14 protein-coding genes are annotated in these 13,947 nt (G+C 48.8%); 4 read left to right on the forward strand and 10 right to left on the reverse strand.

Annotated features, from left to right (window positions below; translation table 11 throughout):
• Positions 1 to 77: 77 nt before the first annotated feature.
• The 7 genes from Pan54_RS16830 to Pan54_RS16860 form a co-directional block, all read right to left on the reverse strand.
• Complete coding sequence (locus Pan54_RS16830) at positions 78 to 1,157, reverse strand: alkaline phosphatase D family protein (protein ID WP_146504589.1); 1,080 nt, start codon at positions 1,155 to 1,157, stop codon at positions 78 to 80.
• Positions 1,158 to 1,288: 131 nt separating this feature from the next.
• The gene (locus Pan54_RS16835) at positions 1,289 to 2,086 is read right to left on the reverse strand and encodes an alpha/beta fold hydrolase (protein WP_146504590.1); all 798 of its coding nucleotides are present in this window, start codon (positions 2,084 to 2,086) and stop codon (positions 1,289 to 1,291) included.
• A gap of 213 nt (positions 2,087 to 2,299) precedes the next feature.
• The gene (locus Pan54_RS16840; protein WP_146504591.1) at positions 2,300 to 2,785 is read right to left on the reverse strand and encodes a hypothetical protein; all 486 of its coding nucleotides are present in this window, start codon (positions 2,783 to 2,785) and stop codon (positions 2,300 to 2,302) included.
• A gap of 238 nt (positions 2,786 to 3,023) precedes the next feature.
• Positions 3,024 to 5,048, reverse strand: coding sequence for an NAD-dependent DNA ligase LigA (ligA, locus tag Pan54_RS16845; RefSeq protein ID WP_146504592.1), 2,025 nt, complete (start codon positions 5,046 to 5,048; stop codon positions 3,024 to 3,026).
• 231 nt (positions 5,049 to 5,279) lie between these two features.
• Positions 5,280 to 6,047 (reverse strand): DUF1573 domain-containing protein, encoded by a 768-nt coding sequence (locus tag Pan54_RS16850; protein WP_146504593.1) that lies wholly within the window; start codon positions 6,045 to 6,047, stop codon positions 5,280 to 5,282.
• 87 nt (positions 6,048 to 6,134) lie between these two features.
• A complete protein-coding gene (locus Pan54_RS16855) occupies positions 6,135 to 6,569 on the reverse strand; it encodes a hypothetical protein (protein WP_146504594.1) in 435 nt (144 codons plus the stop codon).
• 27 nt (positions 6,570 to 6,596) lie between these two features.
• Positions 6,597 to 6,971 (reverse strand): hypothetical protein, encoded by a 375-nt coding sequence (locus Pan54_RS16860; RefSeq protein WP_146504595.1) that lies wholly within the window; start codon positions 6,969 to 6,971, stop codon positions 6,597 to 6,599.
• Between the two features lie 379 nt (positions 6,972 to 7,350).
• On the opposite strand from Pan54_RS16860, the gene Pan54_RS26120 reads away from it, so the two are divergent.
• The 3 genes from Pan54_RS26120 to Pan54_RS16875 all read left to right on the forward strand — a co-directional run bounded on the left by Pan54_RS26120 (position 7,351) and on the right by Pan54_RS16875 (position 9,435).
• Entirely contained in the window at positions 7,351 to 7,686 is a 336-nt protein-coding gene (locus tag Pan54_RS26120; RefSeq protein ID WP_207310163.1) for a hypothetical protein, read from the forward strand.
• A 167-nt stretch (positions 7,687 to 7,853) separates the two neighbouring features.
• Positions 7,854 to 8,678, forward strand: coding sequence for a purine-nucleoside phosphorylase (locus Pan54_RS16870; protein ID WP_146504596.1), 825 nt, complete (start codon positions 7,854 to 7,856; stop codon positions 8,676 to 8,678).
• A 7-nt stretch (positions 8,679 to 8,685) separates the two neighbouring features.
• A complete protein-coding gene (locus tag Pan54_RS16875) occupies positions 8,686 to 9,435 on the forward strand; it encodes an NAD(P)H-hydrate epimerase (protein WP_146504597.1) in 750 nt (249 codons plus the stop codon).
• Between the two features lie 161 nt (positions 9,436 to 9,596).
• Here Pan54_RS16875 and Pan54_RS16880 read toward each other — a convergent pair whose 3' ends face one another.
• Positions 9,597 to 10,211, reverse strand: coding sequence for a zinc-ribbon domain-containing protein (locus tag Pan54_RS16880; RefSeq protein WP_207310164.1), 615 nt, complete (start codon positions 10,209 to 10,211; stop codon positions 9,597 to 9,599).
• Between the two features lie 286 nt (positions 10,212 to 10,497).
• Here Pan54_RS16880 and Pan54_RS16885 point away from each other — a divergent pair, with 286 nt between their 5' ends.
• The gene (locus Pan54_RS16885) at positions 10,498 to 11,559 is read left to right on the forward strand and encodes a mannose-1-phosphate guanylyltransferase (RefSeq protein WP_242631474.1); all 1,062 of its coding nucleotides are present in this window, start codon (positions 10,498 to 10,500) and stop codon (positions 11,557 to 11,559) included.
• A 52-nt stretch (positions 11,560 to 11,611) separates the two neighbouring features.
• On the opposite strand, the gene Pan54_RS16890 is transcribed toward Pan54_RS16885, so the two are convergent.
• Positions 11,612 to 12,901, reverse strand: coding sequence for a Gfo/Idh/MocA family protein (locus Pan54_RS16890; RefSeq protein WP_146504600.1), 1,290 nt, complete (start codon positions 12,899 to 12,901; stop codon positions 11,612 to 11,614).
• 56 nt (positions 12,902 to 12,957) lie between these two features.
• Positions 12,958 to 13,932: a DUF6807 family protein gene (locus tag Pan54_RS16895; protein ID WP_146504601.1), complete on the reverse strand. Its 975-nt coding sequence runs from the start codon at positions 13,930 to 13,932 to the stop codon at positions 12,958 to 12,960.
• Positions 13,933 to 13,947 lie beyond the last annotated feature (15 nt).

Consider the following 13,947-nt stretch of genomic DNA (forward strand, 5'->3'; position numbering starts at 1 on the left):
GTGCCACTGGCACACGCCCCGAAGTCTTATATGGAACAACCCGCAAGACTCCATCTTGTATTTTCAGACAGTCTCTGTCAATCGGTCACTCGTTGAAGCGAGGGAATCGTAACAGGAACCTGCAGCATCGGCCGGCCTTCAATGTCACATACACTGAATACTGCTGTTGGAGATTCCACTTCCCAGTCGATCAGGATTTTTCCAAAATTGACTTCGTTATACAAGAGGCCATAACGCAACGAATTGAGTTCGTTCTGATATTTTCGCGGAGCATTCAAACTGCTGGAGGTCATTTCCATTAGTGGATAATTTCCTTCACGATCAAGCTTGCAGAACTCGGCTGCATGGCGATCTCCACTCAGAAAAACGACTCCCTCGGAGTTCGTTTTCTCAATGAGCTTCAAGAGACGTGCTCGTTCAGTCGGAAGATTTTCCCATTTTTCGTATCGCTGTTCGAGAGGTAACACCTGAATACTGGAGACGATCAATCGCAGTTGAGCAGGTACCTGCAGTTGTTCCTCCAGCCATTTCCATTGAGCTTCACCGAGCATGTCTGCATTCGGATCATCGGTCGGACCATAAGGCCCGGAATGCCCTTCAGCCGTGGGGGATTGATCCATGATTTTCTTAAGTGGAGTCCGGAAGTAGCGGGTATCCAGCAGAATAATGTGGACCTGCTGACCAACTGGCCCATAAAGATAGGAGGCATAAACTCCTTCACGCGTCCGGCGAATCGAATCCTCGGGTTCATCCAGAAAGTCGAGAAACAGTTGTTGAGAACCAGCTTTCTGCGGGTATTCGATTCCTGCATCGTTCTTACCGTAGTCGTGATCATCCCAGGTGCCGATGACGGAACACTGTTTTCGCAAAGCAGAGTATCCGGGTTGTGATTTCTGCTTTCCCCACTTCTCGGCCAGCACGTTCAGATCTTCGGAATCGCCATAAATATTGTCACCCATATAGATAAACAGATCTGGATCAGCTGAGACAATCGCATCCCAGATCGGTTGTGGCAAATCCTGCTTGGAGCAGGAACCACACGTGATTCGATCGAGACGTTCAGGCAAAACGAAATCGGCATGAGGTTCTTTTCCAGAAAGTGAATTCGAGAAAAGGACAATTACGATCACGGTCAAGAAAATATTTCGTACTGTCATTGCTGTGCCTGATGAATCGAGGTGAGTGAATTTGCCTGTCGAACAGGCACTGCCTGATAGGTTAGTCGAAGATCGCCGAACTGCGTCAGTTCATGCCTGACTGACGATGCTTTGCGGTAGAGCAAATTGCTCTATATATCCGTTCCCGCGAGAAAGTATGTAATGATATCATTCACGTCTGCTGGTTTTTCCATCGGCGCCATATGCCCTGCTCCGAGGATGACTTCAAACTGAGCATTCGGGATCTGTTCTGCGATTTTTTGCATGTCCAGAACCGTCGTGATCTGGTCTTCTGCTCCACAGATCACGAGCGTCGGTACTGTTATCGCTGATAATGTGGAGGACATATCTGGCCGGGCGGCCATTCCGAGAGCCGCTGCCGCGATGGCTTGAGGATCGGTTTTTAAAATCACATTTCGCGTCTGTTCAACAACAGGCGAGTTGGTTTGAATCGTCGCAGCCGAGAAGAGTTTCTGAAGCATTCCGTCGACGAAAAATTCCGGTCCTTCTTTCAGCACCCGTTCTGCCAGTTCCAGGCGATTGGCACGCGTTGGTTCGGTGTCAGCGGTCGCTTTGGTATCGCAGACAATGAGTCGGCTCAGTCGTTCTGGATATTTCTGAGCGAACTGCCAGGCGATATATCCCCCCATCGATAACCCGCAAAGCGTGACCGGTTCGGTAATGGAAAGTGCAGCGAGGATCTCCTGCAGATCGTCCGCAAAGTCTTCCATACCAGACAGTTCACGAACCCCGGTCGACATGCCGAATCCATGCAAGTCGGGGGCAATCACTCGGTATCGCTCTGCGAAGGCATTCAGCTGAGCAGACCACATCGTATGATCGAGCGGGAATCCATGGACGAACAGCAGCGGAGCCCCGGTTCCTCGATCTTCTACATGATAAGTTGTATTGCGAATGGTCAATTCCATGGAATGAAGCACCCTGTCAAAAAGCTATATTATGGAGGAATACAGTGTAACAGCTTCAGGCAGGAGCGACCTCCCAATGCCTTAGTTTCATGGAACGGAAATATGGCACAAAAAAAGCGGAGCGATGAATCGCTCCGCTTCTTAATGACATGGCAACCGTTGGTGATTCTCAGCAAGCTGAATCCCCAGGCGGTTAATCTGACAAGATGAAAATTACTCTTTTGTCTTGTCAGCTGCTTTTTTACCAACATCGCCTTTGTTGGCTTTTTTGTCTTTGACAACTTTTTCGGCTTTTTTCTTTTTCATTTCAGGTTTGTCGGCTTTTTCAGTCTTTTCTGCTTTGTCAGCTTTGTGATGAGCGTCTTCGTGCTTTTCATCATAGCCTTTGCCTTCGCTTTTTGTCTCGCAGACACATTCGCTTTTGCCACATGCATCGCAGCATGAAGTTGTGCAGCAGCTGGATGTTGAGCAGCAGCTTGATGTTGAGCAGCAGCTGGAAGTTGTGCAACAGCTTGAAGTTGAGCAACAGCTTGATTTGTAGCAACTTGTGTTGCATGAGCTATAGCAGCTGCTGTAGCAAGGTGTGTAGCAACGGGTACGGCAACGACGACGTGCTTCTGCGGTATCAGAAACAGAAACGACCAACATGGCGATAGCCACAACGCTCAGAAATGTACGCATAGTTTGATTCTCCTGCATTGAATCAGTGGTTTTGTCCCCATCTCAGGGTTCACTTCGGATCACGTGGGACGATATCCGCGCCGAAGGTTGGATAGCTAAACGCTATACAATTTACTTTTAACATAGGGCCTTGAGGTAATCAAGTGAATATGAGCATAATGGAGAGGAATAGCCATTCCTTCATGATGCACATATCTCACAGATTAGCTTCATATTGAAGGGGAATTATTTGGAGTCAATAGGGGCTTTCCGGGAATTAGGATGAATATTCTGAAATCATCTTCAGAAATTCTGCCTCACTCAATATGGAAACATTCAGGCTTTGAGCTTTGGCCAGCTTACTTCCTGCATTTTCGCCAGCTACGACAAAATCCGTTTTGCTGGAAACGCTGCTCGCTGCTTTTCCACCATGCTCTCGGATGGCGTCCTGAATTTCCTGTCGAGTAAACTGCTGCAAAGTCCCTGTGACGACGATCGATTTCCCCTGAAGCACCTGAGTAGAATTTGCTGTGGTTTGCTCACGTTCTTCCTCGACTCGTACCCCGCGGCTCTTCAATTCCTGAATCAGCGACTGTCCGTATGAAGAATGAAAAAAGTCTGAGACGGAAGCGGCGATGACAGGGCCGATTTCATCGATTGCAGCCAATTCTTCCTCAGTGGCCTGACTGATTTGCTCGAGCGAAAGAAAATGAGACATCAAGACTTGTGCGTTGCTGACACCGACATGTCGGATATTCAGTCCGGTCAATAATCGCCAAACCGGTTGCTGCTTTGAGTTTTCGACTCCTTGGAGCAATTTCTCTGCAGACTTCTGTCCAAACCGTTCCAGCTCCAAGAGTCGATCCTGCTGTTGATGCAAGTCGTAAATATCGACGAGATTTTTGACTAAGCCGGCATCGATTAACTGTTCAATCAGCTTGATCCCGAGACCTTCGATATCCATCGCCTGTCGTGAGGCAAAAAATCGGATACTTTCGCGAAGACGAGCTGGACAGTTAGGATTCGGGCAGCGGATGTAAACCCCACCCTCGTCCTGAATAACTTTCGTACCACATTCGGGACAGTTTGCAGGAAACTCAAACGAGAGCTCCTCACCTGAACGTCGCTCCAGTTCTACGCGAACCACATGTGGAATAATTTTGCCCGCTTTTTCGACAATCACCCAATCGCCAATTTTGACTCCCAGTCGTTCGACTTCATCCCGATTGTGTAAACTTGATCGGGAAACCGTTGTACCCGCGATTTCGACGGGTGCTAAATTAGCCACGGGGGTCAGCGTTCCTGTTTTTCCCACTTGAATGCTGATCGACTCAATCTGCGTTTCGGCTTCATATCGCTCCCACTTATAGGCCACTACCCAGCGGGGACTCTTACTGTTGTTTCCCAGTTCCTCTCGCAGAGCCAGATTGTTGACTTTAATGACGAGTCCATCTATTTCCAGATCCAGCTCGTGCAGAGCCGCCATCATCACTTCAGCTTGTTGCAGAACCTCGTCAATTCCGTGACAGAGGCGAATGCCCGGAGTGGTCGGTAAGCCATATTCCCGGATCGCTTCCAGATAATTCATGTGTGTTTCAAAATTGAGCCCCTGCACATCGCCGATTCCGTGCGTAAGAAAGCGAACTTTGCGCTTCGCACAAAGAGCAGGATCAAGCAACTTCAATGCACCGGCTGTGCTGTTGCGAGGATTTGCATGGACAAGGCCGCCACTTTCCTCCTGTTGAGCACGCAGAATCGCAAAGTCGGAATTGGCGATATAGGCTTCTCCCCGAACTTCCAGTCGTTCGGGGACGTTTTTACTTTGCAATGTCAACGGAATCCCACCAATGGTACGGGCGTTGTGAGTCACATCATCCCCGGTTTGGCCATCCCCCCGTGTAAGAGCCTGGACGAGTATTCCCTGCTCATAAATCACAGCCAGGGCAACACCATCGATCTTGTATTCGAGCGTGTAATCGACCGATTCGACATCCAGCAGTTTGCGAATCCGCTGGTCAAAATCGACGATGCCAGACGTTTCAAAAACGTTATCGATCGAGAGCATCGGCACTCGGTGTGGCACTGAAGTGAACCCCTCAATCGGGGCTCCGCCCACTTTCTGGCTCGGGCTGTCCGGAGTTCGCAATTCCGGATGCTGATTCTCGAGATCAATCAACTCATGCAGGAGCTGGTCAAATTCCCGGTCGGGAATTTCGGTGCGTGCTTCTACATAGTACAGGCGATTATGCCGATTGATTTCGTCCCGCAATTCCTGAATGCGGCTCTCAATATTCTGACTCAAAACAGTTCCTCCTGACTGATAAATATCATCAGTCAGTATGGCATTTTGAATCGTGATTGACTATCGAATAGGAGAGAAGTGCACAGCTCCAATTGAAACTTCGAGTTGTGTGCCACTGGCTCCGCCAGTGCATGTCGATACTGAAACTGAAGTTACGATACACTGGCAAAGCCAGTGCCACTCTAATTCTTAGTTGGAACAGAGTAGTAGTGTTTCAAATTACTCCAGTGCTCAATTCTTCTGGGTTTCTGCCTGGGGCCCATAGAGCAGAACCGGGATTTTGATCAGAGAGAACTCCGCATCCGTTGTCGTGACCGATATTTGCTGCGTCTGGCGGCCTGAAGGAACTTTGCCAGAGACGGTCACATCAAACGTGATTAGTAAATGACCATGCTCATCCTGGCCTGTCTGCTGATTTTCAATTTGAATCGAATCCAGGCTGCTCGCAATTTCCAGCACCTCGAAGTGAGATCGATCGCGAAAATCAGTCAATGTAACCTTTTGCTTCGTTTTCTGTTCGCTCAGTTGATAGAAAATTAACGCGCGAGGCTTCACGGTGACTTTTTTCTCAGGGACTTCCACACGGAACAGGACCTTTTCCTGTTCCGAAGTCTTTGAATCTTCTGTGTGATAGGCAATGTCGATGGTATATTCGTGCAATCCGCTGGTTTCGCCGGCAGTATCGACTTCCACATAAAACTTATGATTTTCACCAGGCTGGAAAGCCTCCTGTTCTTGCATTCGTATCGTGACACATCCACAACTTGGTTTGATTTTGGAAATTGTCAATGGAGATTGGCTGGCATTGTGGAAGCTGAACTCGGCGACCGCCTTCCCTTCACGCAGATCGACTTCCCGCATATGCACCATGTGAATGTGCATCGCAAGTTCTTTCTGGGAACCTGGTGCAGTAAACTTTTTTGGTGATGGACTGCTGGATGCCCAGGCAGCCCCGATCACAGGGAACACGGCCAGCAAAACGGTCAGGAATGTCTTCATGAATATTCTCGCAACAGATTAATCAATAACTGAGTTTACTTTGTTAAGTCACCACTTGAGTTGTTTGTCGGCTTTCGGCAGTACTGCTCACTGATCCCATTCTTCGCTGAAATTCTCGAAATTAATCAGATGCCCATCGCGAAAGACCAGCATATAGGAATTCCCATCCCGGTCGGGTCCCCAGCGATAAATCTTGTCGTCGGCTCGATACAGCCCTTCGTTAGCCAATAGATTGGAATCGTTGAACTCCCGTTCCCCGTCTTCACCCATAACGCGATCTACGTCGGCTTTACTCATGCCATTTTTGACACTGTTTTTGAGGAGCCAGCGGATATCTGCTGGCTTTCGAGTTTCGATGAATTGTTCCCGATGCTGTTCTTCCCTGGCGAAACCAGCTTTGCGGTCCTGAACGGGAAGAAAAGTGTCGAGCATCGTATTGCATCCGGCGATTACACTGATCGAGAGAATCAGACCTACCGAAAAGAGTGAGAAACTCACCTTACTGAAATTGACTAAATTCATTCTCGCGTTCTCCGTGTGATTTCTGTGCTAAGCGGAACGATCGAGAAGTGAGATTTCATATTTTTCCAGACCTGAACTCAGCAGCATTTTTGAGACATGGTCGAGTCGATCACTCCCACTGACGGCTTCGAAATTGCAGGCAATGATCGCACCAACGACCGTCATCGCGACTTCGGTTACGCGGGTTGGCAACTGATAGGGTTTTAAATCTGCAAAAAACTGCTCAGAATTGCAGCATTCCCCGAATTTTTCTCCCTGATATAGCAACTCCAGCCCATACAGATCGGTACTCCACTGATAATCGAATGGGCCATAGCAATTCCGACGATGAATGACCCAGAAGCGAGTCTCATCGCATAATACTCCAAAATCAGGAAACGAATGGGAATAGGGTTGAGCCACAAAAATCTCAGCTTACTGTTAGGTGGGGGCGTCTGGAGCAGACGTTAAAGGCAGCAGGAAATTGCCTCAGTTTCACAGTGTATCATTCGACTTGTGCATTCACGAAGAGCAATTTTTGCGACACAATACTGGCGATTTTCAGTCGTTAAGATTGTAAAGTCTGCAGACGCTTGGAAAAGAAATTTGGAAAATCTTCGGATTACGCTTGACAGTTAATACCTATACACACATAAAACCGTTGAAAGCTGTTTGTCATTTTCTTTCGCTGTGTTGGCGATCTCAAAATGGAGACAGGGTTCAGGAGATTCAACCAGCTCAACTGGTTAGAGCTGAACTATCGATATCACGTTGACATTCGTTGCTGCAGAGGATTTTCAACATGGCGGACGTCGTCCAGGATTTAACTTCACACTTCGCCGATCCCATTACCGAGTGGGATGGGTACATGGATCTTTATACACCAATGGCAATCATTGAAGATGATGAAGAGTATTTTGAAGATCTCGTCGGCGATGACGATGAAGAAGACGAAGATGACGACTTCGATGATGATGAAGACGAAGAATTCGATGACGAATTTGAAGATGAATTCGACGATGATGATTTCGACGATGACGATCTCGATGAAGATTTTGAAGACGATTTCGATGACGAAGATGATGACGACGATGACGACGATGATCTGGACGATTTCGACGACGATGATGATTATTAATCGTCCCGCAGATTGTGGAACCAGAATCTGCAGGTCAGTAATCGTTCCCGATGTACTCTGAGACTTGAATAGAGAACCGTTCAAAAAACGGTTGAAATTACTGGAGGGGATGAGCACAAATCTCGTCCCCCTCTTTTTTGCGCAGCTGAATAACAGAATGAAACACCATGATGCATCTGGCTTCCCAAATCGAATCGGCTGCGAACGCCATTTCCAAAGCTTATTCGGACAAACCCAAAATCGGTTTGATCCTCGGCACCGGTCTCGGAGGACTTTCCGAACAGATCGATAAGCAAGCCGTTCTGCCTTATGAAGAAATTCCCCACTTTCCCCGTTCAACGGTCGAGTCACACAAGGGGCAACTCGTTTGCGGAAAACTGTCTGGTCAGAATATTCTGGCCATGGAAGGTCGTTTCCATTACTACGAAGGCTACTCCCTGCAAGAAGTGACATTTCCCGTTCGCGTGATGAAACAACTCGGCTGCGAAATTTTGATTGTCACGAATGCTGCCGGCGGAATGAATCCTCAATATTCACTGGCCGATCTGATGATCATTGAAGATCACATCAACCTGATGCCCGAGAATCCCCTTCGAGGCGTGAACGACGATTCTCTCGGTCCCCGCTTTCCCGACATGTCCGCTCCTTACGACCGCGAACTGATCGACATAGCCAAGCAAGCGGCCTTGAAATTACAGGTCCCTGCTCAAACGGGCGTTTTCGTTGCCGTGCCGGGGCCGAATCTGGAAACCCGAGCCGAGTATCGTATGCTGAAAGCTTACGGAGCCGATTGTGTAGGCATGTCCACAGTCCCCGAAGTCATCGTCGCGGCTCATGCCGGGATGCGTGTCCTCGGCTTTTCTGTCGTTACCGACCTCTGCCTCCCCGATGCCCTCGAACCTGTCGAACTCTCCAAAATCCTCGAAGTCGCCGCCAAAGGGGGAGCTCGCCTGGCGAAACTGATTCCGAAAATCATTGAGGAGATCGGTTGAGAGTTGAATGCAGAAGGTTTACGAACAGAGTCAAACTTTCTCACCCGTTAACGAAATTCAAATACGTATGCCTGATGAACTCGTACTCTCCTCGAAGCAGTCCCGATGGGTCGATCAACTCGCCATCGAGAAATATGGAGTTCCTAGCCTCGTGCTGATGGAAAACGCCGGGCGTGGGTGTGCGGAGATTTTTCTGGTCGAGTGTATCGAAAACGGGCCGACAGTCATCGTCTGTGGCAAAGGAAATAATGCTGGTGACGGGTTTGTCATTGCCCGACATCTGCACATTCATCAGGAAGAGGTGGAGTTGCTGATGCTCTTCCCGCCCGACGAATTATCGGAGGATGCCCGCACCAATTTTGAAATCGTCGATAAAATTGGCATTTCACATCGTATTGTCGATCCAAACCGAGATGCCGAATCCATTCGAGAGTCATTCGACGGAGCAGAATGGATCATGGATGCGATGCTCGGTACAGGAATCCACGGGGAAGTTCGTGAACCATTTGCATCCATGATTTCGCTGATCAACGCCGCCCAGAGCAACAAGCTGGCTATCGATCTTCCCTCGGGACTTGATGCCGACTCCGGCGAAATTCTTGGCTGCTGCGTGAATGCGACTGCGACTGTAACTTTCGCAGCCAATAAAAATGGCCTGCGGAAGAACAAGGGTCCTCAGCAGACCGGTGACATACACGTGGTCGGAATCGGCATCCCCGATTTCGTAATCCGGGAAGCGATGTCGTGTTCTTTGTAATGTTGACACGATATACAAATCACGGATTTGGTTAGCCTGGCATGTCACCCTGCGGTTCAATTTCAAAATCAGTTCGATGATGAGTGTTGCAAGTTGACGAACCGTTTTTGACCGATCTCTCCGGTTTTCAAATGGTACTCGTTATCTTTCTTTTTATTCTGCTATGCAGGCGCAAGAGATTCCAGATATTGAACGACGGCTCCAGTAAAAACCGAAATGCGGTCGAGTAATTTTACCCCTGAGACCGGCGAGTTGATCAAAACTCTGGCGATCTGTATGCAGTTTGCGGATGGGTCGATTGACTCTGCGATCAAGGCCGAATTTGGGGAATCAAACCAGCATGTTAAAGTGAGATCCACTCTTGAATAATCAAGAGAAAAAGAATCCCTTGCAGGCAATCGGGATTTTCCCTGGAATTTAAATCCTGCGATTTCAATCGCAGAATTAATTTCGGAATGTACGTGCTTGATCAGGCTGTTCCCATTCCGAATAACGACAGGGCTTGACTTGACGTAGTTTGGATCGGAGCGATTCTTTCTGCAGGACCTGCACCGAATAGCAGTGGCGTATAACGATCCCTTGGCCACCTCGTAATACCACTTCTGCTGCAGAGCCGTCCAGACTTCCTGCTGGCCGCAGTCGATGCAAACAAATGGTTTGTCGATGTAATAAGTCGGGGCAGGATCGTAGGAATTATTGGGAACCTGCTGCGAGCGTTTGGCCAGGACAGCTCCTTTAGGAATCCCGGTGGTTTGCTGTTGTCGTTTTTTACTCAAGAGGTTCAGTCCGATTGAATTTGACTATGCACTTGTGACTATTTTCAATGTAAACAATCCGCATCCATCATAATGTAAAAGACGATCTATACCGTTAAAGACTCCGAGTTCATAGTATGGATTCACTTTTCGTTTTTGTCACTCTAATTTATGCGATTGAGTTTTATGAAGAACGTCTGCTTTCCCCTCGATGACGCTTCGGGTTATGATTTCAATATGTTACAGAATGGACTTGCACGTAGCGAACAGAAACAGATGGGATGGATAGATGTTGCATGCGGTGATTATGGCGGGAGGGAGTGGGACGCGGTTTTGGCCTTTGAGTCGGAAGACGTTGCCTAAGCAATTGTTGAATCTCACGAGTGATCGGTCGATGATTCAGATGACAGTCGATCGTTGCGAGGGGCTTGTCGAGTTGGAGTCCACCTGGGTGGTGACGAATCAGGCTCAAGCCGCAGCGACAGCTGGACAGCTCCCGGAAATTCCTGCTGAGAACATTCTGATCGAGCCCGTCGCCCGCAACACGGCTCCCTGTATCGGACTGGCTGCCATGCATCTGCTGGCGAAAGATCCCGAGGCGGTCATGTTATTGATGCCGGCTGATCATGTGATCGAGCCGCAAGAGGAGTTTCATCGATCGGTTCGCGTTGCGGAATCAATCATTGCAAACGATGAAGAACGACTCGCGTTATTCGGTGTTGTTCCCGAGTTTCCTTCAACCGGCTTTGGTTACATTGAACGCGGCGCCCGTCTCGATGAGGAGTCGGCTGCGAATGTTTATGAGGTTTCCAGTTTTCGCGAGAAGCCCGATTACGAAACCGCTCAGAGTTATATGCAGCAGGGGACCTTCTTCTGGAACTGCGGCATCTTTGTCTGGAAGGCGCAAACAATTCTCGACTTGCTGGCTATTCATCAGCCTCGAATAGCCGAGCCTCTCGATGAAATCCGAGTCAGTCTCGGCTCCGAACATTACAAATCGACCCTGGCAAAATGGTTTCCAGATTGTTCTTCGATTTCCATCGACTATGCGGTGTTGGAAAAGTCGGAAAACATCGCGGTCGTGGAAGCTTCGTTCAACTGGGACGACGTCGGCAGCTGGCAGGCGATGCACCGCCTGATTGGCACCGATGACAACGGCAACACCATCCTTGGTGCCCATGTCGGTTTCGATACCAAAGACTGCATCATCCGCTCAAACGAAACGCATCTGGTCACAACCATCGGCCTCAAAAACTGCATCATCGTCCATACACCAGATGCGACCTTTGTCGCGGATAAATCGGACGAGAATGCAATTAAGGAATTGATAGAGATGATGAAGGAGCAGGGGCTGGAAAGGTATTTGTAGGCGAGATCAATTCGCGGGTGGCCCCGAAAGATTCTTCATGTTAACTCAGCGATCAAATCTCCCAGCCTTTGCGAAACGGCTCACGAATCAATTTTTGGGCCTGGTCGTTGCCAATGGTCTTCAGTGATTTCGCATCCCAGGCAAACCCACCGCTGCGATAGGCGACGTTGCCAAGCATGACGGTCTCGCTGAGCGGGCCGCTGTAGTCAAAGTTACAACTGGCCGGTTCTCCGCCACGAATCGCGTTGAACCATTCGTGATAAAATCCAGGCGAGTCGGGAATCGTTTTTTCAGGCTTTTCGTAGTTCTCGAACTGATCTGCCGGGAAGAGTTTGCGTTCATCAAAACCGCAGGCCAAAACTCCCTTCGTCCCAACGAAAATAGTATTAAGGCCTTTCACATCGTACTTTTTCTTCTCGGCAAACTCCGGCTTTCCCTGGCTCCAGTGCAAGGTGAGAGCAGGTCGTTTCTCATTGGCTGGGAACTGAAACTTTGTCGTCATACTTTTGGGAGTTCGTTCCGAATCAACCTCAGGCCCAGAGGCTTCGACTTGTGTCGGATATTTGAGATCCAGGGCCCAAAAGGGAATATCGAGAATGTGACAACCAAAATTGCCAGTTTCACCCGTTCCGTAATCCCACCAGAACCGCCATTTGTAGGGGCATAGTTGATCGGTGTATCCACGCTCGGTTGTGGTTGGTCCGAGCCAGAGATTCCAATCGAGCGTGTCCGGCGCTTGCTTCGTGCTGGTAATAGGGTCTGGCATGCCTCGGCTGCTGTCGATCCAACTGTAAACTTCGAGTACAACACCAATCGCACCAGCCTGAATTTCTTCGACAACTCGACGCATATTGAGCTTTGCATGACGCTGAGCACCCAATTGAGTGGCCAGATTTCTCTCGCGAGCGGTCTCGGTAATTGTGCGGGTTTCCCACACATTATGTGCCAAAGGCTTTTCGCAGTACAGGTGCTTATCGCGAAGTAAGGCCCACATCGAAGGATGAAAGTGGGTGTGATCGGGAGTGCTGACGACAACGGCATCGATCTCATTCTCGATTTCGTCGAACATCTTGCGGAAATCGGTGAATCGCCTGACACTTGGAAATTTCTCGTACGCCTGGCTTGCTCGATTCTCATCGACATCGCAGAAAGCCACGAGGTTTTCGCTCGAACATCCATTCACGTTCGCGAAACCTCGACCACCGACACCGATGCAGGCTATGTTAATCTTCTCATTCGCACTGAGAGCAAAATTCGATTTCGTTTGAGTTCCGAGATACAGACCAGCGGTCAGTGCTGCAGTGGCTTTGATCGCATCGCGTCGATTCAGTTTCGAATTCATATTCATTCATCCCTGCGAAGTTAACGTTGAAATTTCAAGTTGTGGCGTGTTTCAGATTATTGAATGGTTACACTCGGAACGGGCGCGTCGCTCCCGGTGTAGGTATTGTATTGTTGCTGGATAAATTCCGGTGTGGGCATCTCCCCTTCCGTGATTACGAAGCGAACCTGAGTGGTGTCCGATGCCCCCTCTGGGATGTCGGTCTTAAACCAGGCTCCGAAACGCCCGTAGTCTCGATAGGCTGAGAAGATCGCCCCTTTCGTATTCTCCGGATGGTTGAGGTAGATCACATTGTATTGCTTGCCTTCGACGACAAAGGACTCTGCAACCCAGGGATAATCCCGATCTTTTTTAGGATCTGCATTCTCTTTTGGGAAACAGTATCTGGTCTTTGATTTTTCGACCTCATTGGCAGGCCGAAACTGTAAACCGGCATGTTCGGGATCGCCATCGAGCGTGAGCTTGCCCTGTCTTGCTTTGACAATCGATGTCACATCAATCATTGCAAAACCACCTTGGGGAGGCGTCTTGAAGCTCATCGTGCGATCTTCTTCGAAGAGAGCCTTGCCATCATCTGTACGATACAAAATGACGGAAGTGAAAGCCGCTTCTTCGGCATTGGATTGATTGCCCGTGAAACGAACATGTTTCTGCACTACTTTTTTCATGTGCCAGGTATCGTATTGCTCATTGTTCAATTTGAGTTTCGCCCAGCCGCGAAAGATCCCTCGATGATGCGTAAACTGACCGCCTGCTCCTTTGGTAATCGGAGCCTCTCCTGTAGGATTCATGACATGCAAAAATGGCTTGTAAGTTTCATGGCGTTTCTCATCGCTGGAGAGATCGAGATCATACATGTATCTCCCGACCGGCTTGCCATTGTAAGTGACATCCAGGTGGTCACCTTCAATGTCCTGCAACTGAAAACCGGTGCTCAGACTTTTGTCATCTGCGGAGACTTCTGAGACAGTTCCCGAATAAACAATGCTCATCAGCATCAGGAATTGAAGAAAATGTTTTGTATTGGTCATTTTTCTCTATTTCTT

Source organism: Rubinisphaera italica, from assembly GCF_007859715.1.
Taxonomy (GTDB): Bacteria; Planctomycetota; Planctomycetia; order Planctomycetales; family Planctomycetaceae; genus Rubinisphaera; species Rubinisphaera italica.